This is a genomic window from Cellvibrio sp. pealriver (assembly GCF_001183545.1).
GTDB lineage: Bacteria > Pseudomonadota > Gammaproteobacteria > Pseudomonadales > Cellvibrionaceae > Cellvibrio.
The window spans coordinates 2,430,379-2,453,226 of the sequence record NZ_KQ236688.1; the positions used below are offsets into that span (position 1 = coordinate 2,430,379).

The window sequence follows — 22,848 nt, forward strand, 5'->3', positions numbered from 1 at the left end:
GACTGACGTTGAATAGGCTGCACTGATAGCAGCTTAATCCATCACTAAAAAAAACCGGCGCAGTAGCGCCGGTGACAATTACACAAAAACTTATTCTTTATTGCACAACCCAGCTGTGCGGCTGGTTGTTATTGTTGGCTTCCCCACGCGATGCAGTACTGACGGTGAAGTAATAGCTGATAGTAGTACCCGGTGCCACATTGGGGATAGTCACCTCAAAGCTATTGCCTTGCACACGCGTCATGTTGTTCCAGCCGGGGGTAAACACCCATGCCCAATTCAGGTTTTCCTGGGTAGTGAAGGTAATTTTCACACCGCCATTACTGTATTGGGCTGTGGTGGTATACGCCACATTCGCACCATTGGGCATAACCGCGTCGGCCGAGTAACCATTCGCTGTCGCGGATGATGAACTGCTGGAAGATGAGCGCGACGAGCTGGACATGCTGGATGGTGCCGACGAGCTTGGCTGGCTTGACGAAGAAGACGAGCCAACCCAATAGGTCATGGTTTTCCAACTGTTCTCGCCAGGACCGGGATAGAAAGTTTGGCCAGTGCTGGGCGTAAAGGTGTAGAAGCGAGCCTCAACAGTATCCCAACCGGCATAACCACTGGCGCGAACCACCTGATAGGTATAAGTCCCATCGCCGTTATTGATTTCACCACCCGGCAGTGCCTGCACATCATTCACCACATAATCCTGAATGCCGTTACGGCGCGCGAACAAATGCACCTGCTGTTTGCGTTCATTCAAACGGATACTGAATTGCATACCGCCGTTTGCGGTTGGCACTACCCGCACCACGCCTATTTGATTGGCGACAGATGAACTGCTGGGTGCACTCGATGATGATGTGCTTGGTACGCTTGAAGACGTACTGGGCACACTGGATGACGTACTCGGTACCGATGAACTCGACGAGCTGGGCACACTGGATGATGTACCGCAGTTCGCAGTGCTGTGTGTGTATTGATATGGCCCGAGGTCATGCCCCACGGTATCGAAGTAAGTGAACCGGAAATTGACTTGGCTGCCGTTGTTCAAGCCTGTCACATCAAAGTAAGACTTGCCATCCGCTGCTTTGGGCATGCGATACCCACCGGACTGCAGTGGCGAGGTCAACAAAATATCGGCCCACACCGCATTGCGATTCAGCGTGATGCGCACCGCATTGCAGCTTGTGGTCTCAACACAGTAAGGCATAGTAGGGTCACAGGTTGGTGGTGTTTCTGCAGTCACAAAGCTCACTGTCGCTGCGGGCGACATCACACCATTACTGCGCGCTACCAGACTTACGGTGTAGTTGGTCGCTGCACTCAAGCCTGTCAAAGTACGCTCGGTGGTGCCACCGGTCGATGGAATTGTTTGTATCAACACACCTTGTGTACGCAATTCGATGGCGTAATCCGCGTTCAGGTACACCGATGGAATAGCGCTCCAACTGATCTTCGCACTTTGATGGGTGAGGTTGCTGGCCACCAGATTTTCTACGCGTGGCACCTGGCTAAGATCCAGCTCAGTGGTGAAGCTGCTGAATGCAGCGCGGCCACTCAATCCATCGAACAATGAGATCACACGCAGGGTGTAATCGGTGTTATGCATCAAACCACTGATGGCGGCAGAGGTTCCGGTGACCACCTGATCAAACACAGTGGCATTACTGCTATCGCTTACCACCACACGATAACTTGCCCCTGTCCATTCACCTGACAATGCACTCCAACTGGCGGTTGCCGATGTCGTGGTCACCTGCCCCACAGTGAGATTAGTGACCGCCGGTGCAACCACATCGTCGCCACTCATACTGAACGGGGCGACACTGATACTCACACCATCGCTGAAGGTGACGGTTTTAGGCGTTGCCGTTGGGTTGTAGGCAACATAAGTGCGCGTGCCGTTTTTATCAAACACGGCATAGTGCGCTGTATTAGCACTGATGTTTTTCACCGGGCGGCCTAACTGACGCAGGTTGAAAATCCAGTGATAGGTGTGGGTTTTGCTCGCACCCGCTTCACTGCGCACTTCATCGTTGGGGTACATAGGCGCGAGCGATGGATCAAACTCGGTCTTGTAGTTACCCGCCGCGTTGAATTTTTGTACCGCCGCCTGAGGATTTACCAGAGCTTCGGCTTGCCACATCAAGTCATCCCAGAATTTGGTTTTACGACGGAAATCGTACTGGGTGTACTCGGCAGGCAAATCACGATGCCATAACTGGGTAGCGAAGAAATTCGTGTCTTCGTCCAAGCGGTTCACAATCAGTTGCAGCGATGGAATGCTACTGCCATTGGCCAACTTGCGATCCATATGCCCCAAGTGCAGCGATGCACCGGTGATCGGCAGAAAGTTAATACCCGCAATCATGCGCGGCGCAGCAGAGAACCAGGTGCCGTAGTCCGCTTTGCTATGCCAGACCAAACCGACCGACGCGCGGTCGAAATCTTTCTGCACGAATTGGCTGCCGTTATCCCAGAACACGTTGCGCGGGAACACCTGGTTATCCACGTCGAACCAATATTGTTGGATAGCCTGGATTTCGCTGGCGTACAGGAAAATCCCCAGGTCGCGGATCGCGGTATCGCCTGTCTCTGAACCCCAGAGTGCAACAGCTTGGGCGAAGTTGATACTTTCAGAGGAGGACTCCTGATTGCCGCCGGCATCCATATTCAAATGGCCGTTGGCCAGCGAATAGCCGTTGTAGATGTCGAAATAGCGCAGGTATTGGAAGCGGGTATCGTTGCGGTCCCAGTTGGCAGAATCTTTAATCAGCAGGTCAACCATGGGCTTCCACTGCTGTGCCCAGCTGTGGTCATAGCGCGCAACGGCAGCGGCGGCCGAAATCAAATAGCCCGCGTGGAAGTGATGGTCGTTCAGTTCAGTGTCCGATCCGAAACTGGCGGGATAGCCTGTCAGTGAGTTCCACTGTTCGTTGTAGTAGAAGTATTTTTTCTCGTTGGCAAGACGCAGGTCGCGATAGCAATTGCTGCGCATCGGCTCTGCCATAGGGTTGCACTGGCTATTGGTGTACGCCAGATCCTGTTGCCAATCATCGGCGCTCAACCAGTCTTCCAAATGGGCTTTGATACGCCCCATCAATGTCGCGGCAACATCGGCGCGGTTGGTCTGTTCGGCAATGTGCAACAGCTGCAACATCCAGTTGAGTTCTTTACCGTTGTTGTAAGTATCCAACACGTCATTGCGGGTCAGACCATCGGCACCGAATTGGCCATTTTTGTCCTGATCCAACAGCGTCATCAAGCGGGTTAGCTCGGCACCTTCCAGTTTGTTCGGCAGGTTGGGCAGCAAGCCGGGGTGGTGGATGCGCGTGGTGAAACTATTGCCTTTGATGACCTTCATCTCGCCGCGCGGGGTTGAATAGGTGTAGGCAAAATCCAAACCGCTGGTATTGATGTACTGGTGGCGATACAACCCCATCATGGTCTGGTTGATGGCGTCAGGGTCGGCGTACTGTTCAGTCCCCACCTGATAAGTGCTCACTGTGTAGGTGGATTCCACTTCCGAGGTGGCTTCGTTATAGCTGTAGTCAAAGCGGGTGCCAATGGGCAGTGCGAACGCATGACGGCGATAGTCAGCGATCAGCGCGTCCAGCTCCTCCACGCCTACACCGTCACCGGGTTCATCCTCGCGAAAGAAATCACCCACCAAACGCGATACCACCAGCGGTTGGCGAGTGCCGGTAATATGGGTGGGTAGATCGCTAACGGCCGTACCGGCGGCAATCGCAAAACCCTGCTCGGTGTAGCTGATGGGTGCTTTGAAAATATCGTTAATTTCATTGGGCAGAACGGCCACACTGAAATACTGGTGGCTGGCCGGAATGGTCATGGTGATCTTGCCATTGCTGGCCAATTCTTTCAGATCCAGATTCGCCAGGTTGTAGCTGAACTGGGTGCCCGGTGGGGCAAAAATCGCATAGCCCGAACGCACATCACCCAAATACAGGGCGAGCACACCGTTGGACTCGTGGATGATGCGCATACCGTTGAAGTAGGTGAAGCTCACCGTACCCAAACCGGATTTTTGGAAATGAATATAGGGCGAGCCGTTCACCATAGTGACACGGGCGTTGTTGGTGTTCTCGCCGCTACCGGGGTTCTTCAGCAGTACGGTGGCGGCGAAGTCGCTGTAGTTATCCAGCAGGGTTTCGTCGGCATCCAAACCGTCAAAACGGATATTCAGCTCGGTGCCGCCCAGCGGGTCAAGGCGTGGGTCGATCCGCGCTGGATAGGTATAGGCAGTAAATTTCGGGTTGCTGGTGGAGGGCAATACCCGCTTGTCCGACGTTGGGTCTTCATAGCGGTAGGGCACCAACAGCGGAATTTGCGCATAGGTCAGGTTGATACCGGTATTGGTGAACTTGAGCGTGTAAGGCGAGTTGCTCATCCAATGTGAATAAGGCACGGCATCCACATTGGTTTCAATCACACCGCCGTTTTCATTGCGGATTAAATTTTTTACCGCATGCGGCCAAATCACCGATGACCAAAACTCATGCGTTGGAGTGGGCTTACCGGAATTCTGGAAACGCGCAGACACCTTGGGGCCGATTTCCTGACGCGGCACATAAATACCCCAGGGCTGACCTTCCGGTACCGTTTGGTCATAACCTTCGGCAGTTGAGGGTGCCCAGCGATGGGCGGGTTTTTCAGTGGTGTAACTACCAGCACCGGCCGCGACCTCGCCCGCTTGCACGGAGAACGACACCGTTAACAAGCCGGGTAAGACTATGCCGGGCAAAACACTACCGATCAATCGTCTATAAGATTGCATCTTGTTTACCTCGTTATTGATTATTGTGAGTGCCGCAAATGCGGTTACTTCATCTAATCAAAGTGCAAGGCAAGTGTCGTCCCAGCGGTGGAATAGAGCCTGTTGAGACCTCGGGCAAGAGTCTCATCGGAAACGGATACACTCCCTGTGACGCGTGCCATTTTTCCTAATGGCAAACCATGAAAAAAGCCAGCAATCGCCCGAGACTTAGCGAAAGCTGGCTGAAGCTGAAGTAGCAGATATTTTTTCAAAAGTGGGCGTTCTATTAGTGACTGGAAATAGCGATTAGAAACACCTACCCGTTATGAAACCTGTATTTTCTTGCGCACACAATTTTATTGAGCGATGCAAATCTATAAAAAAATTTAAACGGATAAATAAGACGCAACCTTGGCCTCATCGACAGTCGCGCGCAATTCCTCGTGCACGATTTGCCCTTTTTCAATTACCAGAATGCGGTCGGCGATATCCAGCGCAAAACTGAGCACTTGCTCGGACACCACAATCGACAAACCGCGTTGGTCACGGATGGTTTTCAGGGTGCGCCCCATTTCGCGGATGATCGAGGGTTGGATACCTTCCGTCGGCTCATCCAGAAATAACATTTTGGGATCACTTGCCAGCGCGCGGGCGATAGCGAGCTGTTGCTGTTGCCCGCCCGATAAATTCCCGCCACGACGGTTGCGCATTTCCAACAGCACCGGAAACATGTCGTAAAGTTCTTTGGGCACACTGCGCCTTTTGGTCGTGGTCAAACCGGTTTCGATATTTTCTTTCACCGTCATACTGGAAAAGATCATCCGCCCTTGCGGCACAAAACCGAAACCATTCGCGACACGCTGATGGCTTTTTAATTGGCTGACTTCTTTTCCCTCCAGTTTCACGCTGCCGCCCGAACTCGGGATAACGCCCATCAGCGATTTCATCAGCGTGGTTTTGCCCATGCCGTTACGCCCCATGACCGCGACGATTTCGCGCGGTTTCACTTCAAAGTTGAGCCCGTGCAGCACTTCACTCTGGCCGTAACTTACACGGTAGTCGGATACAGATAACATAATGAATTTCTCCGCAGGCTTATGGGTAATAGGCATCAGTCATCTATCTGGATGAATGCCCTTTTTTACTTAATGACCTCTTTTACTTAATGACCTAAATAGACTTCAATGACTTTCGGATCATTTTTGACTTTATCGACCGAACCCTCCGCGAGAATTTTTCCCTGATGCAACACCGTTACCTTGTCAGCAATCTGCGCGACAAATTGCATATCGTGTTCGATCACAATCACCGAGCGGTCTTTGATAATGCTGCGAAGCAATTCCGCCGTTTGCTGGCGCTCGCCCACTGACATACCCGCCACAGGTTCATCCAACATGAGCAAGTCCGGGTCTTGCATCAGCAACATGCCAATTTCCAACCACTGCTTTTGCCCGTGGCTAAGTAATTCTGCTTGCCGGTCAAGTTGGTCGCCCAAAAAAATCATATTGGCCACTTCATTCACTTTGCTGATCACTTCTGCATCGCGTTTAAATGCCAAGGCACCAAACACAGAGCGTCCGCGCGGGAATGAAATTTCCAAATTTTCAAATACCGTGAGGTCGCCATAAATAGACGGGTTTTGGAATTTTCGCCCTACCCCCGCTTTTACAATTTCGTGCTCACGTAATTTGGTAAGTTCTTTGTTGCGAAATTTAATTGAACCTTCGGTGGCTTTAGTGCGGCCGCAAATTAAATCCAATACCGTAGTTTTACCCGCACCGTTAGGCCCGATGATTACGCGGATTTCATTTTCATCCACATAAAAACTCAAATCATTGACGGCTTTAAAACCATCGAAGGATACCGTGAGATTTTCCACGGCCAACACAAAGTCGGTATTGCTACTCATGGATGGCTCCTTGCGGCATTGCCGTGCTCTGAATTTTTGATTCGGTTTTTGATTCAGCTTTCAATTCAGTGGTAGCCACAACCGGTTTGCTAGCAATAACGCTTGATGATGGTGGCGATGCAGAGGGAGGTATTTTCTTTGCCGTAAATTTTTCCAACAGTGCATCCACTTTCGGTGCAGCGTAGGTGTTATACAAACCCGCCAAACCATTGGGGAATGCCATCACCACCGCGATAAATAATCCGCCCATCGCAAACAACCACAACTCCGGAAAACTTTCAGAGAAAGAGGTTTTGGCAAAGTTCACAATCAATGCGCCGTAGACCGCACCGATAATCGACAAGCGGCCACCCACTGCGCAGAAAATTACCATTTCAATGGACGGCACAATGCCCACCAGTGTTGGCGACATAAAACCCACTTGCAAGGTAAACATGGCACCGCCAATCGCCGCGAATACACCGCCAATACAGAACACAAAGATTTTAAAGTTGGCAACGTCGTAACCTGAAAAGCGCACACGGTCTTCTTTATCGCGCATAGCCACTAACAAACGGCCGAGTTTACTTTTGCGGATAAATTGCGCAGCAGCAAGGCAGCAGAACAACAGGAACACACAGACAAAATAGAAAACATATTTGGCGCTGTCGGTGCGGATATCGTAACCGTGAAGGGTGCGCAAGTCAGTCATGCCGTTGACACCGCCGGTATAACCTTGTTGGCCAATAATTAAAATCGTGAGGATCGCGGCAAGTGCCTGGGTGATAATCGCAAAGTAAACACCGCCCACACGCCGCTTGAACATGGCAACACCAATGATGTAACCAAAAATACAGGGCAGCAAAATAATTGCCGCAAGTGTAAAACCAAAACTATGGAAGGGCTCCCAAAAAAGTGGCAACTCGGTGAGCTGGTTCCAATCCATAAAATCGGGAATACCGGGTGTGGATTGTATTTTGGTGCTTTCAGGATCGGAGGCTTCCAATTTTAAAAACATCGCCATGGCATAACCGCCCAATCCAAAAAATACGCCCTGCCCCAAACTTAAAATACCACCATAGCCCCAGCACAACACCAAACCCACCGCGACAAATGCGTAGGTTAAATATTTGCCAACAAGATTAAGCCGGAAAATATCGAGCGTAAGCGGAAGAATCACTACCAAAATAAGCGCAAGGACTACAAATCCGAGCATGTCTTTTTTGGGAAACATTGAAGCCAGACTTGAATACGACATGATTACCAGCTCCTCTTAACGACGCACTTTCAAGGTAAACAAACCTTGTGGGCGCAACATCAGGATCAACACCACAAACAGCAAGGTGAGTACTTTGGACATAGAACCGCTCATGAAAAATTCCATGGTGGATTGTGCTTGTGAAATACTGAATGCCGATGCAATGGTGCCAAGCAAACTGGATGCACCACCAAACACAACAACGAGGAAAGTATCCACAATATACAACTGGCCCGACGTTGGTCCGGTTGAACCAATCATGGTAAATGCACTGCCCGCTACACCGGCAATACCGCAACCCAATGCGAAAGTAATGCGGTCTACTTTTCCGGTATTAATTCCAACCGCACCGGCCATCGCACGGTTTTGCACCACAGCGCGCACTTGTGTTCCCCAGCGCGAGCGGTACATTAAAATGGCCACCGCGAGTGAAATGCCTAACGCAAGGCACATCACAAATAATCCATTAATGGGCAGCTCAATCGAATCAGTTAATTGGTATGAGCCCATCAACCAATCCGGCAAGGTCACACCTACTTCACGTGCGCCAAATACAGTGCGATAAAGTTGTTGCAGAATTAAACTCAAGCCCCAGGTGGCCAGCAGTGTATCGAGCGGGCGATTGTATAAATGCCGGATCATGCCCCACTCCACCAATGCACCCAGCGCAGCGGCGGCAATAAAAGCGAGAATCATCGCGAGAATAAAATAAAGGCTGAAAAAATCCGGAAAATAGGTGGAGAAAACATTGGAGGTTAAATAGGTAACGTAAGCACCGAGAATCATAAATTCGCCGTGTGCCATATTGATGACGCCCATCTGGCCAAAAATAATCGCAAGCCCTAAGGCCATAAGCACAAACACGGAAAACAAAATCAATCCCGCTACGCCTTGCATCGCAAAGATCGATAATAATTCCGAGCTACTGTATTCAGCGAACATAGCCGCACCTCATCTCGTTTGCCAATCAATATTTCAAGCGTTTACTTGTTGTCATTCACAAACAGACATACACAACCGCTCTAATCAGGGAGTCGTCATCCTCGCGCAGCGGGGATCCATAAAAAATGTGAAGAGCTGGATTCCCGCAAGCGGGAATGACGACGGAGTATTTAACTTGACATCGTCATTCTCGCGCAGCGGGGATTAACTTATTGATAACCTTTCGGGAATGGATCGGGTTCGATCAGGTCTTTGGTCTCGAACACTACGTCATACTGACCGTCGCTACGTGCGTGGCCGATGCGGGTTTTTGACCAGAGGTGATGGTTCGGGTGAACTTTTACGTAGCCTTCCGGCGCGGTAGTCAGCTCAATACCGGGTGATGCTGCGCGCACTTTATCGATATCAAATGAACCGGCTTTTTCCACTGCGGCTTTCCACAACCAAGGGCCAAGGTAAGCAGCTTGGGTTACGTCACCGATCACGATGTCTTGACCGTATTTCGCTTTAAAGTCAGCCACAAACTTTTTGTTGTTGTCGTTCGGCAAGCTTTGGAAATATTTCATCGCCGCGTAAGCACCCACCATGTTCTCACCGCCGATACCAAGAATTTCGTCTTCGGTTACCGAGATGGTCAACACCAGTGGTTTCTCTTTGGTCATATCAATACCGGCCGCTTTTAATTGCTTGTAGAAGGCAACGTTAGAACCACCTACGACAATTGCGTAAATCACATCCGGTTTTTTCAATTTGATTTTGTTGATCACCGAGTTAAATTGCGTGTGACCCAGTGGATAATATTCTTCGCCAACCACACTCAAGCCCAACTTCTCAATGTGCTTGCGTGCAATTTTGTTAGAGGTGCGCGGCCAAATGTAATCTGAACCGAGCAAGTAGAAAGACTTGGCACCTTTGGTTTTGGTTACCCAATCAATACCCGCAATAATTTGTTGCGTTGCTTCCTGACCGGTGTAAATCACGTTGGGTGATTGTTCCAAACCTTCATAGAAGGTTGGGTAGTAGAGCATGCCGTTGTATTGCTCAAAAATCGGCAATACCGCTTTGCGCGATGCCGAAGTCCAGCAACCGAACACTGCGGCAACTTTATCGTTCACCAATAGTTTTTTGGATTTCTCTGCAAAGGTTGGCCAGTCGGATGCGCCGTCTTCCTGAATGTATTCAATCTTACGACCGAGCACACCGCCCATCGCATTGATTTGGTCAATCGCTAATTTTTCTGCTTGCACAGAACCGGTTTCACTGATGGCCATAGTGCCGGTCACCGAGTGCAAGATCCCCACTTTTACGGTGGTATCCGTCACCGCCAAACCGGTGGTGTTAACTTCGGCTGCCTGCGCACTGCCAATCGCCAATGAGGCGGCAAGTGCGAGTAACCCTTTTTTCCAACGGCTGGCCGCTTTTAACGGCTCGCCCAATTGCAACGTGCTGCGCATGGTCATGTTCATGGTGTTTCCTCTAGTCATTAACAAACAAGTCATTAGCGAATTTTGTTTAACGAAACAGTTTTGGTACGACGTGTTACCTGCAAGAACGCCAGTTCACGCTTCACAATCTAGGCGGGGGAGCACTTTCAAACCATTCGATAAATGACACAGACCACTACGTCATTTGACGCATGGCAGTAGCAGGCAAGTTGGTACAGCAATTGAGTAAGGATTGTGTGCTGGTATTGAAAGGCCGCCATTACGGCGATAAACCGATACACAGCAAAAAAATTGCACCAAGAGGGAAAGGTTTACGGCGGGGATGCACACAAATAAAGCGCGCAACATAAGCGCTATAACATTTACCACTCACTGACTTTTCACAACGAGACGTTCCCGGATGAACAGATTGTTTAACGGGTAAAGCATGACGGCCAAGCAGCATATATTTCGTGTGCGACGCAATTACAACCAGTGGGTTGCCAACCAAACACTGGAAGACTATGCGTTGCGTTTCACCGCCAAACGCGCGCGGCGCTGGTCGGCTGCGCGCGTGGCGACCACCGCATTGGGTGCAATTTCATTTCTTGCACTGGAAGCGATTGGCGGTGCCATCACCTTGCATTACGGTTTTAATAACGCCGTCGCGGCAATTATGGCGGTGAGCGCGATTATTTTTCTCACTGCAATCCCGATTAGTTATTACGCTGCAAAATACGGCGTCGATATTGACCTGTTAACACGCGGTGCCGGTTTTGGTTACATCGGCTCCACCATCACTTCGTTAATTTACGCCTCCTTCACATTTATTTTTTTCGCGTTAGAAGCAGCCATTATGGCGATGGCGCTGGATTTGCTGTTTGGAATTCCGCTCGCCTGGGGTTATTTAATTAGTTCGATTGTGATTATTCCACTGGTCACACACGGCATTACCTTTATCAGCCGCTTTCAATTGTGGAGCCAGCCGCTGTGGATCATTCTGCAATTACTGCCGTTTATTTTTATTATTTACGCCGATGCCAGCGCAGTGGAAAGTTGGACAGCATTTTCAGGCAGCCTTGAACAATCCACCGCAACGACAGGCGTTAATGTTTTGCTATTCGGCGCGGCATCGGCGGTGATTTTTTCATTGATCGCGCAAATTGGTGAGCAAGTCGATTTTTTGCGCTTTTTACCTGCACCGAAAAACACCACTAACGCGCGCCTGCGTTGGTGGGCAGCGTTAATTGCCGGTGGACCGGGGTGGATTGTGATTGGCGCTATCAAAATTCTCGCCGGTTCTTTTCTTGCGGTGCTCACATTGAACCACGGCATCAGTCTTGAAGAAGCGGCTGACCCAACACGCATGTATATGGTGGCATTCAGTTATATCGCCAGCTCGCCGGAAGTGGCGCTGTCTGTTGCGGGCATTTTTGTGATTTTGAGCCAGCTCAAAATTAATGTCACCAATGCGTATGCCGGCTCAATCGCCTGGTCCAATTTTTTCTCGCGTTTGACCCACAGCCACCCTGGCCGTGTGGTCTGGTTAGTGTTCAATGTGGCGATTGCATTATTGTTGATGGAACTCGGTGTGTATCGCGCGCTGGAACAAACACTGGGATTTTACGGCATAGTGGCCGTTGCCTGGTTGGGTTCTTTAGTCGCGGATTTGGTGATCAACAAACCGCTCGGCCTCAGCCCGAAACATATCGAATTCAAACGCGCCCACTTGTACGATATTAATCCGGTCGGTGTTGGCTCCATGCTGATTGCATCGGTGCTGGGTATTATTTGCCACACCGGTATTTTAGGTGCTGTGCCGCAAGCGCTTTCCCATTTTATTGCACTTGCGCTCGCACTTGTTTGCGCACCATTAATCGCCTTTGTGACCCGTGGGCGTTATTACCTCGCACGCCCGATTGTGAATGTCACGGAAGACGCTGAAACGATTGATGGCGCGCATGCAACAGTTTCTTGCTGCATCTGCGAGCATAAATTTGAAACTGAAGACATGACCCACTGCCCTGCTTACGCAGGTCATATTTGTTCGCTTTGCTGTTCACTGGATGCCCGCTGTCAGGACTACTGCAAACCCGGTGCAAATTATTCCACCCAGCTCAGCGATTTCTTTAAAGGTTTTTTACCAAAATCCATCACCGCCAATATCAATTCCCGCGTTGGGCATTTTGTCGTTCTGGTGCTATTTATTAATGGCCTCTCGGCAATTTTACTGTCGCTTATTTATTTTCAAACCCCTATCGATGCACCGGAAACCGCTGCACTGCTGGAAGCAACATTGTGGAAAGTATTTTTTCTGCTGGTGATTATTACCGGCGTGGTGAGTTGGTTATTTGTGTTGGCACATGAAAGCCGCGTGGTCGCACAGGAAGAATCACAACGACAAACACGGTTATTGATGGAAGAAATAGATGCGCATGAGCGCACCGACCGCGCACTGCAAACCGCAAAAGAAGAAGCAGAAGCGGCCAACCAAGCCAAGAGCCGTTACCTCACCGGCATCAGCCATGAATTGCGCTCGCCTTTAAACGCCGTTCTGGGCTATGCGCAATTATTGGAAAAAGACCCCAGCATGCCCGCACATCGCAAAGATGCACTGGGCGTGATTCGCCGCAGTGGCGAACACCTTGCGGATTTAATTGAAGGCTTGTTGGATATTTCCAAAATTGAAGCAGGGCGATTGGATTTGCATCAGGATCAAGTGCGCATCGCAGTATTAATGGAGCAGTTGGTTCACATGTTCCGTTTGCAAGCCGAAGCCAAAGGTTTGCAATTTGTGTATGAATGCAAAGACCGCTTGCCTGAATTTGTGCGTACCGATGAAAAACGTTTGCGCCAGATTTTAATTAATTTGTTATCCAACGCGATTAAATATACCGAAAAAGGCAGCGTCATTTTTAAATTGCGCTACCGCAGCCAGGTGGCGGAATTTACCATTACCGATACCGGCGAAGGCATTGCACCGGAAAATATCGAACGGATTTTTCGCCCGTTCGAACGCGTGCGCCGCGCAGGTTCTACCGCAACCGGAACTGGACTGGGGCTTACAATTACACGCTTACTCAGTGAAATTATGGGCGGCGACATTGCTGTCAGCAGCACTGTCGGGCAAGGCAGCACTTTTAAAGCGAGCTTGATGCTCGCCAGCATTACTAAACCGCACACGGAATCTGTTACACCGCCCGTGCAAACCATTTACGGTTACAAAGGCAATGTCAAACGCTTGATGCTGGTCGATGATGAAACCTCTCACCGCCAATTGATGCGCGCGATGCTATCCCCGCTCGGGTTTGACATTATTGATATCGACAACCCCTTGCAAGCACTTGACCGCCTCACACAGGAAATTGACCAAGGTAACTGCCCGGATTTAATCATGCTGGACGTTTCCATGCCCGGCATGAATGGCTGGCAACTGGCAAAACAATTGCGTGAAGCGGGATATCGCGAACCCATCATTATGGTGTCTGCCGACGCGAGTGAAGGTAAGGATTTACCCTCGAATCATCCGGCTGACATCGCACCACTGCACGATGCTTATGTTATTAAACCGGTGCGAATCAATTTATTGCTGGATCATATTGGGCGCTTGTTAAATTTGGTCTGGTGTTACGAAAAAAGCGAACCAGAAATAAATGCACCCTCGTCGTTAATGGGCATCGCTCATTTGATTACTGCAATGGAATTACCGGATGAACACCACCTGGATGATCTGGCTCACTTTGCCTCCATCGGGCACAAAAAAGGCTTGCAAGATAAAATCCGAGAATTGGAAGAAGCCAATGCCGCACACCCATTATTTTTGCAGGAACTTAAACACTTAACAGCCAGCTTCCAGTTTGAAAAAATTTTAACGCTGATCGACACCGACGTAGCAGAAAACGTACTTGATAAATAACAACATGACTTTATTTTTAGAGTGAACTTTATTTTTATACCAAGAGTTGCCGACCATGAATTCAAAAACGCAAACCTCTATCGTATTGGTAGTAGATGACGCTATCGACAGCATTCATATGCTTAACGATGTATTGGAAGAAGCACATTTTACGGTGCTGGTGGCACTGGAGGGAGCACAAGCGTTGACCATCACTAAAAATATCCGCCCGGATATTATTTTGCTCGATGCCATCATGCCGAATATGGATGGCTTTGAAACCTGTCGGCAATTAAAGCTGAACCCACAGCTTGCCGATGTACCGATTATTTTTATGACCGGTCTGAGCGATACCGAACACGTAGTCATGGGGTTAAATGCTGGCGGCGTTGACTATGTCACCAAACCGATTAACCCCGACGAATTAATTGCGCGTATGCGTGTGCACCTCGCTAACGCGCGCATCACCCAAAGTGCACGCGCTGCATTGGATACCGCCGGGCAATATTTATTTACCATCGACTTACAAGGGCAATTGGTGTGGGCAACACCGCAGGTTTATCAGTTGCTTGATGGCGCTGGCGCAACGGCCGATTCCATTGCACTTACTCACACTATTAGTCAACAACTGCGCGAGTGGATCAGCCACAAGCCTGAAACCGGCCGCCAGTTGCCATTGCAACAGGTTGCGCAAGAACTCAGCGTAGAAATGCTCAATTTAATCGATGGTAAAGAATATTTATTGCGCCTGACCAATCCCCATAAACCCGCCGAGGATACGCAATCGCTCAAACAACAATTTTCCGTTACCGGACGCGAGGCCGATGTATTGTTGTGGATCGCCAATGGTAAAACCAATCGTGAAATTGGCCAGATTCTGGAAATGAGTCCGCGCACGGTGAATAAACATTTGGAGCAGATATTTAAAAAATTAGGCGTTGAAAACCGGACATCTGCTGCGGCGGTGGCTATCAAATGCCTATCGCGCGCCTGAGCCAAACCCTGCATACGCAGTGAGTTACAAACCGCTACATATTTTACGCGAAATGGTATTGCCCAAGGTGAGGTCAAGCGCTATCGTGCGCGCGTTTTTATGACAACCATGTTGTTCAGGAGAGTTAATCATGGGATTGTTTGTACTCGCTATCTTTGTGCTTTGCGCTTATTACGTACAAAATCGCGGTGTCGTCCAGCACGATACTATCACCCGCAAGATCACCGACCACGCCAATTTGCTCGCCCCCATCAACTGCCTTTTTTATGCATTTTCCCGTGATAAAGCATCGGCTTACGTGGCGGTAGAAAAATTTCCGGAATTAAAAATCCTGCAAGAAAACTGGCAGGTCATCCGCGATGAAGCCATCAGCCTGAACAATGAGGCGCACATTAAAGCCTCTACTGATTTGGATGACTTGGGCTTCAACTCGTTTTTTCGCACCGGCTGGAAACGCTTTTACCTCAAATGGTACGGCGCTAACCTGAAATCGGCCGAGCAATTGTGCCCCAAAACCCTGGCATTGCTGAACCAATTGCCCTCGGTGAAAGGTGCTATGTTTACCATGCTGCCGCCAGGTTCGCGCTTGGGAAAACACCGCGATCCTTACGCGGGTTCATTGCGCTACCACCTGGGGTTGGTCACGCCCAATTCAGACGATTGCTATATTTCTGTGGATGGTCAGGATTACTCCTGGCGCGATGGTGAAGCGGTGATGTTTGATGAAACCTATATCCATCACGCCGAAAACAAAACCGACCAAAACCGGATTATTTTATTTTTGGATGTAAAGCGCCCGGTGAGTTTTTTTCTGGTCGATTTTATCAACGAAGTGTTTTCCCGCATTGTGGTCGCAGCGTCTGCAACCAAAAATATCAAAGGCGATAAAGTCGGCTTTCTCAACCGTATCTTCAGTGTGGTGCACCGTATCAGTTTGATCGGCAAAAAGATCAAAGCGTTTAACCGCCCACTGTACAAAGCATTGCAATACGGCATTTACATCGGGCTGATTTACTGGATTTTCTTCTAGTCCCATCGCCTTTCAAGAAGTAATTGCCAGGCCCGCCTGGCAATTACACAGCCGCAAGCCCCGATTAAAAGTGGATCTTCATTAAAGTCGCGTTGCCGCCACGGTAGTTTTCGTGTGCAATAAACTCCCAACCCAAGCCCTCATAAAACCGCTGTTGGTCAGGCGTGAATAAATAGAGCGGGCTAATACCCTGAATGCGTGCCTCTTCCATCACCTTTTTGACCAAGGCTGCACCTACCCCGCGCTTACGGTAATCCGGATTGACGAACACGCTTGCCAGCCAGGGCGATAGCTCCGGGTGGCTATCCATATCGCTCTCAACCAACGCGGCGGTGCCCATCAATGAGTTGCCATCTACCGCGATGTACATTGCTGGAATTTTGGCACCAGACAAATAGCGCTTCATTCGTTCAATGCGAGTTTCCACCGTGCCGCCCGGGTTTAAATAGCCCCATTCAGCATGGTGCCAGGCAGCGATTTGAGGAATGTGCTCCGGTGCTTCAGCCAGATTAATAATGTTCATCATGTCTCTATTCCAGGTAGTCTAAAAAGGTAACCAGTCAGGTAGTTCCATTCTCGATTTTGGTCAGTTACGGCTTAGTGCATAAGCCAATTTTTTCTCAGGCTTATTTCTTATTTAAAGGAGTTTCACTCTTAATATTCCATAAAGTGAACCCTCCCATGTTGGCACCTATTTTAACTTGGGACGACTTCCCACCTCCCACGCCAGTAACGTGGCACCGCGACATTGCCAGATACTCAAACCCATTACAGTCAGGCAATGACGACGCCAAGAATAATATTCGCGCTTCAAGACTCACTATCAATAACGCTAACGATAAAAGGACAGTCCCATGAATAAGCTCAAGCATGCCCTGCTGGTCTGGGGGGCGGTTGTGTTCGCACCTGCCTGCTCAGCCGCCATTACCTCTTACGGTGCAGGCAATATCACTGATGCTCCGAACCCTGCAGGCTATAAGTGTGCCATCGACCACGGCTACTGGATTTACAACGCTGGTATCGTCAAACCCGGCGTGAGTAGCTGCAGCCCAATAGGCTCGCCCACACCGATTTTCCCACAAAAAGTCGCGCCCGCTACTAGCAAACCGACCATGACGCACCGTTGGTGGGGCTCTATTTCGTTTATGGGCGAAATGAAAGTGGGCGACCCGAATGGTGCTGGCTACATCACGCCAGACCCTATGACCGCACGTATCACTGACCGCGGTGTGCGAATCCTGGGCATTCCCGGCGGCTTGCGCACTGGCCCAACCTCTACCCAATATTCGATTCCCGATCCGTTCAATGAAGTGTTTGACGGAATTGCCATCGCCAACAGCGATTACCCGAATCTGGAAGCCTACCTGAAAGATTACAGCGATGGTTCCGTCACTGTGCAATGGAACAGTGCCGGTACGCCGGTGATGGAAGCTACTTTTGTACACGGCTCGCCCTATGCGTACTTCACCGCGCTCAAAGGTAATTTGCAACTGCGCACCAAAGCGGCCGATGGCGGTGAAAAAGGGGTGTTCTACCAACAAGGCAACTCACTGGGTGTATGGACCAATGTGGCGGGCAACCACAATAACTTTCTGATCACCGGTCACGATGCCACCACGTTCAGCACACCCAATGGCTCAACGATTGGCGTGAACAATACCAGCAAGCGCATGACCGTTACGCTACTGCCGCAAGTATCCGGCACGCCTTCCACGGCGATGATTCAGGCCTTCGCACAATACGCAACACAACGTGTAGATGCGGTTGACATTACCTACGCGGTAAATCGCAGCAACAGCAAAGTCACCGTCACCCACAAATACAAATTCAACAACACCGCCGTAACCACAATGGCAGGCATGCTGCCGATGGCGTGGAAAAATTCCAACCAGGCAGTGACACCTTATAAAGTGCGCAGTGCACGCGGTGTAACCAAATTTGCTGCCACCAACAGTTTCAGTTACACCATTCCGTTTGTGGGTGTGCTGCCGTACTTGCCGGAAAATATTGGCGATTACAACGAAGCCCAGCTAAAACAATTCGTCACCGAATTTGTAAGCCAAGGGCCTGCAGCCTGGAACGATAAACTCGATACCTATTGGGCAGGCAAAAACTACGGCAAAGTTGCTGAACTCGCGGCAATTGCCCGCTCAATAGGCATGACAGCAGAAGCAGACCAATTAATTAATTGGCTCAAAGGTGAGTTGCAGGATTGGTTCCGCGCAAACACTAACGGCGGATTGGACACTACTAAATATTTTTCTTACGACAGCAACTGGAACACCTTGCTGGGTTATGACGAATCATTCGGTTCACAACAACAATTAAACGACCACCATTTCCACTACGGTTATTTTGTTCGCGCTGCAGCAGAAATTTGTCGCGTTGATGCCAGCTGGTGTAGCGCAACGCAATACGGCCCGATGGTGGATTTATTGATCCGCGATTACGCCGCGCCGCGCAACGATGCCATGTTCCCTTACCTGCGCAACTTTGACCCAGCTTACGGTTTCTCATGGGCATCTGGCCATGCGAATTTTGTATTGGGTAACAACAATGAATCCACTTCTGAAGCGGCAAATGCTTATGGCGCGATGGTGCTCTACGGCCAAATCACCAATAACCGTGCGCTAACCGAACGCGGGATTTATTTGCACGCATCCTCTACCGCGGCTTACTGGGAATATTGGAACAATCTGGATCGCTTCCGCGGTTTGGGTGGCGATTACGATAACTTTGATAGCGCCTATCCCAAAATGACCACCTCCATTATTTGGGGCAATGGCCACGTATTCTCCACCTGGTTCAGCGGTGCTTACGCGCACATTTTAGGTATTCAAGGCCTGCCACTAAGTCCACTGGTTTTCCACGTTGGCCAACACGCCGATTACCTCAACCAATATGTTTCATTGGGGATGACTGAATCCAGCAACGGCAAACCATCCGGTTTGGTTAACGACCAATGGCGCGATGTCTGGTGGAATATCTGGGCGATGTCAAACGGTCAGGCCGCTGCCGATGACATGAACAACTATGGATTCAATTACATTCCTGAAGCGGGTGAAACCAAAGCACACACTTATCATTGGGTGCACACTTTGAAAGAGCTCGGCCATTTGGCAACCGGTACGGGTGCACTGACCGCATCCAGCCCGACTGCGGTTGCGTTCAACAAAAATGGTTTGATGACTTACATCGCTTACAACTACGGATGCAGCCCGCAATATGTGTTGTTCTCCGATGGCATGACGCTGAATGTACCTGCAAGAAGTTTCCGCATAAAACGTACCGGCGAAACACCGGACAGCTTGCCAACTTCAACCAGCTGTACACCGGCGACAAGCTCATCAAAAAGCAGCCTTGCCAGTTCGGTAACAAACAGTGTGACTTCATCGCAAGCTAGCAGCATTGCCGTTACAACATCATCAAGCAGCACGGTGATGACCAGCAGTTCAACCGCAACCAGCAATGCAGTTGCTTCCAGCAGTGCGACCAGTGCATCCAGCTCATCAGCAGCGAATAACAACAATTACGGCCACAACATTAATGGCAGTAACGTTGAGTTCTTTGCGAACAATGCAGCCTGGGCGGATATTCATTTCATCGTCAACGGCGGTGGCCAACAAAATATCCGTATGCAACATAACGCAGACAACTCCAACTCTTATGTATTAAGTGGCGTGGCTGCGGGCGCAACGGTGAAATATTTCTTCACCATCGCACAAGAGATTGGCGCAATGGATACGCCTTGGACTGAATTTGTAATGGGCGGTGCAGCCGCATCATCCAGTGCAGCATCAAGCACACCGGCAAGCAGCTCTTCCAGCAGTTCCAGCTCTGCCGCTGCGTTCAGCCGTTTTATTGAGGCAGAAACCTACGCGTTTATGTCTGGTTTGGAATTGTTCCCAACCGCAGACAGTGGCGGCGGCCAGGTAGTGGGTGCAATTGATGCAGGGGATTGGATGGCATTCACCAATATCAACTTCCCAGCCACGGGCGCTTATTTAGTGGAATACCGCGTTGCCAGCCCGACCGGCGCGCGCCTCTCATTGGACTTGAACGGCGGCTCCATCGTATTAGGCACAGCTGATATTCCGGCAACCGGTGACTGGGGTAATTTCACCACCGTTAACCAAACCGTGACCGTGAATGCAGGTACTTACAACCTCGGCATTTACGCCCCACAAAGCGGTTGGAGTATCAACTGGTTGCGCATTACCAAACTGTAATTGTTAAAACGCAATACGGCCGCACGAACAATCCTGCGGCCGTTTTAAAAACATAAAAATCACAACACTGATATACACGGAGTCCACTATGAAAAAATTATTGCAAGCACTCACACTTGGCACCAGCTTGGTAATTGGTGCACACGCCAATGCCGTTATTATTGATTCATCCACTATTATTCCAGATGAAAATATTCTGCTGAACTTCAACGGATTAGGATTGGATTGGGTTTACGCGGGCCCAATCGCAACGGAAGAGTGGGGTCCAGGTAATATTGAAGCCCCGGAATATCGCGCAAGTGAAGGCTGGCGCTATGCCACAGAAGCAGAATGGGCACTGCGCCCTGACTGGACGGATTTTATTATCGGCAGCGTAACACTTGATCCAGTTGCAGGTTTCAGCGATCACTCGCTTTACCGTTTTGCATCTGAATACTGGAGCAACTTCAATCACATTGACTTGAGTGATGCAGCCGATGGTTATTTAACGAATGGTTATGATATCGGTGATTTGTACAGCGCGTTTGATACCTGGTACGTACGCGATGCGCGCATCACTGTACCAGTACCAGAATCATCATCGATTGTGTTATTTGGTTTGGGCTTGATGGGATTATTCATGTCACGCCGCAAATTTTTAAAGTAAAAAATACTACAGCGTCTGCAACATAAAAAACCGCACTCAGTTGCGGTTTTTTATTGTTAATGCAAATGGCTATTGAATACCCGCTTCACCTGAGCAATTCACTGCAATCCAGCTTCAAGCAATAACTGCACACTCAACACCATCACCCACAACGCCAACACACCGTAATTAATTCGCTGATGCAGCCCAAGATTAACATTGGTATTTAATGCCCGAACCATAAACACCAATGAAACAACTGACACTAAGGCGCTCAACGCAGAATACCAGCGAAACCAGTTGGCCATTTCATAAGAAGAAAAAACCCACAACACACATGCAATCAAATGCGAAAAATACATCACCATGCCAGCAAGGTTATGGATTATTTGCGTTTTGGATGGCTTGGGAATTCCCAAATCTTCATCACAAGGAAACAGGCCTGTTATCCAGTGGGAAACACCCTGCACTATCATTAAATAACCTGTTGTCTGGATAATCCCATGCGCGGGGTCCTTTATCACCAATGCAGCGCCGAACAAGAAAAACCAAAAGCCGATTGGAAAATTATTAACCCAGGGGTGAATTTTTGTAGTAGGACGGTTGCGCGCACCAAGCTCACTCATAACCTGTTGACTGTGGCGATAGCCGGGATACCAACGGGCAACAAGCATAACGCCCAACAACATCCATAGTGGTGCAATTATTCCAGATGACATCAACACGCGAACCTATCTCCATATTGTTTAAGCATCGGGGTCTGGCGATGAATAAAGCCCAATCACATGCGGAAATTTAACAAGAATCAGCAGTGCCATAAAATCGTAAACGCCGTGCCAAACCATTACCATGAGCATGCTGTCGGTAAAGTAATAACCCACACCAAATGCAATACTCATCAACACCGTACAAATAAAATAGGCGTGCGATAAATAATGCAGCAATCCGAAAACAATCGACACGATTAAAATAGCCACGGTTATTGAGCAATATTGATTGAGCCAAAGCTGCAATACACCGCGAAACAATAATTCCTCACCCACGCCTGCAAATACCGCCACAAGCGCCAAATGCCACCAGGAACGGCCGTTGAATATGACCGACACCCTGCGAATATCATTCAGAAGCGATTGCGCAAACCAACCACCGATTCGATAAATCACACCGAATACAGCAAGAGTCAGCAAAGCAAGTAAAGTCCCGACTGCGATGGCCTGTGCCGAACTTATTGCAGATGTAGGTAACTGTATTTCCAATAACCATAATAAAAATACCGCAAGCCCTACAAGAGAAAATTGGCTTAGTGCCAGCAGACCAAACCCTACGGTGTTTTGTTTATTGTGCATATGTATATCCAGTTACCGGCCGCTACTAGCGCATAGTCAAACGCATTAATTGCATACCGCCAACATCCGTACCAAACCCAAATTGCTGATAATAGGTTTGCAGCTCAGGCAAGCAATACAACTCAATATGTTTGACCTGCTGCAAGCGCGAATGGTTTTTAACTGCGGCCATCAAACGCGAACCCAATTGCTGGCTGCGATACTTTTCATCGACAATCACATCAAACACCAATGCTTTAAAAATACCATCGGTAAGCACCCGGGTAAACGCAATTAAATTATTTGCATCATCCACAACCCCCAATACCAATGATGAACCAAGTACAACTTGATGTGCCTCTTCAAGCGTGCGCGTATTAGACCACCATTGTTGTTGGTAGAGCTGATGTAATTGAAGGATGTGCGAATCGTTAAGCTGTTCAATGATATGCATGAAAATAAACCTG

15 protein-coding genes are annotated in these 22,848 nt (G+C 49.3%); 5 read left to right on the forward strand and 10 right to left on the reverse strand.

Annotation, left to right across the window (positions count from 1 at the left end):
- Nucleotides 1-97: 97 nt before the first annotated feature.
- The 6 genes from VC28_RS10600 to urtA form a co-directional block, all read right to left on the reverse strand.
- Nucleotides 98-4,792 carry a glycosyl hydrolase gene (locus VC28_RS10600; protein ID WP_082191497.1) on the reverse strand — a complete coding sequence of 1,565 codons (4,695 nt, stop codon included), beginning with the start codon at nt 4,790-4,792 and terminating at the stop codon, nt 98-100.
- A 365-nt stretch (nt 4,793-5,157) separates the two neighbouring features.
- Nucleotides 5,158-5,847 carry an urea ABC transporter ATP-binding subunit UrtE gene (urtE, locus tag VC28_RS10605; protein ID WP_156184317.1) on the reverse strand — a complete coding sequence of 230 codons (690 nt, stop codon included), beginning with the start codon at nt 5,845-5,847 and terminating at the stop codon, nt 5,158-5,160.
- Nucleotides 5,848-5,933: 86 nt separating this feature from the next.
- Nucleotides 5,934-6,680, reverse strand: coding sequence for an urea ABC transporter ATP-binding protein UrtD (gene urtD / locus VC28_RS10610; protein WP_049630613.1), 747 nt, complete (start codon nt 6,678-6,680; stop codon nt 5,934-5,936).
- Nucleotides 6,673-7,917, reverse strand: coding sequence for an urea ABC transporter permease subunit UrtC (urtC, locus tag VC28_RS10615; protein WP_049630614.1), 1,245 nt, complete (start codon nt 7,915-7,917; stop codon nt 6,673-6,675). Before urtC ends, urtD begins: the two co-directional genes overlap by 8 nt.
- A 15-nt stretch (nt 7,918-7,932) precedes the next feature.
- Complete coding sequence (urtB, locus tag VC28_RS10620) at nt 7,933-8,859, reverse strand: urea ABC transporter permease subunit UrtB (RefSeq protein WP_049630615.1); 927 nt, start codon at nt 8,857-8,859, stop codon at nt 7,933-7,935.
- 209 nt (nt 8,860-9,068) lie between these two features.
- Nucleotides 9,069-10,319, reverse strand: a complete 1,251-nt coding sequence (urtA, locus tag VC28_RS10625; RefSeq protein WP_197085597.1) for an urea ABC transporter substrate-binding protein — start codon at nt 10,317-10,319, stop codon at nt 9,069-9,071.
- 412 nt (nt 10,320-10,731) lie between these two features.
- Here urtA and VC28_RS10630 point away from each other — a divergent pair, with 412 nt between their 5' ends.
- The 3 genes from VC28_RS10630 to VC28_RS10640 all read left to right on the forward strand — a co-directional run bounded on the left by VC28_RS10630 (nt 10,732) and on the right by VC28_RS10640 (nt 16,202).
- Nucleotides 10,732-14,199, forward strand: a complete 3,468-nt coding sequence (locus tag VC28_RS10630) for a hybrid sensor histidine kinase/response regulator (RefSeq protein WP_049630616.1) — start codon at nt 10,732-10,734, stop codon at nt 14,197-14,199.
- Nucleotides 14,200-14,254: 55 nt separating this feature from the next.
- Nucleotides 14,255-15,172 (forward strand): response regulator, encoded by a 918-nt coding sequence (locus tag VC28_RS10635; protein ID WP_049630617.1) that lies wholly within the window; start codon nt 14,255-14,257, stop codon nt 15,170-15,172.
- A 130-nt stretch (nt 15,173-15,302) separates the two neighbouring features.
- Nucleotides 15,303-16,202, forward strand: coding sequence for an aspartyl/asparaginyl beta-hydroxylase domain-containing protein (locus VC28_RS10640; protein ID WP_197085511.1), 900 nt, complete (start codon nt 15,303-15,305; stop codon nt 16,200-16,202).
- A gap of 64 nt (nt 16,203-16,266) precedes the next feature.
- Here the strand turns inward: VC28_RS10640 and VC28_RS10645 are convergent, their stop codons facing one another.
- A complete protein-coding gene (locus VC28_RS10645; protein ID WP_231591720.1) occupies nt 16,267-16,728 on the reverse strand; it encodes a GNAT family N-acetyltransferase in 462 nt (153 codons plus the stop codon).
- 328 nt (nt 16,729-17,056) lie between these two features.
- On the opposite strand from VC28_RS10645, the gene VC28_RS10650 reads away from it, so the two are divergent.
- The gene (locus VC28_RS10650; RefSeq protein ID WP_049630619.1) at nt 17,057-20,431 is read left to right on the forward strand and encodes a glycosyl hydrolase; all 3,375 of its coding nucleotides are present in this window, start codon (nt 17,057-17,059) and stop codon (nt 20,429-20,431) included.
- Between the two features lie 88 nt (nt 20,432-20,519).
- Entirely contained in the window at nt 20,520-21,077 is a 558-nt protein-coding gene (locus VC28_RS10655) for a PEP-CTERM sorting domain-containing protein (RefSeq protein WP_049630620.1), read from the forward strand.
- Between the two features lie 98 nt (nt 21,078-21,175).
- Here the strand turns inward: VC28_RS10655 and VC28_RS10660 are convergent, their stop codons facing one another.
- The 3 genes from VC28_RS10660 to VC28_RS10670 are packed head-to-tail and all read right to left on the reverse strand — an operon-like array spanning nt 21,176 to nt 22,835.
- Nucleotides 21,176-21,775 carry a DUF998 domain-containing protein gene (locus VC28_RS10660; protein WP_082191498.1) on the reverse strand — a complete coding sequence of 200 codons (600 nt, stop codon included), beginning with the start codon at nt 21,773-21,775 and terminating at the stop codon, nt 21,176-21,178.
- Between the two features lie 27 nt (nt 21,776-21,802).
- Nucleotides 21,803-22,402, reverse strand: coding sequence for a CPBP family intramembrane glutamic endopeptidase (locus tag VC28_RS19310; RefSeq protein ID WP_053094188.1), 600 nt, complete (start codon nt 22,400-22,402; stop codon nt 21,803-21,805).
- A gap of 25 nt (nt 22,403-22,427) precedes the next feature.
- Nucleotides 22,428-22,835 carry a GNAT family N-acetyltransferase gene (locus VC28_RS10670; protein ID WP_049630622.1) on the reverse strand — a complete coding sequence of 136 codons (408 nt, stop codon included), beginning with the start codon at nt 22,833-22,835 and terminating at the stop codon, nt 22,428-22,430.
- Nucleotides 22,836-22,848 lie beyond the last annotated feature (13 nt).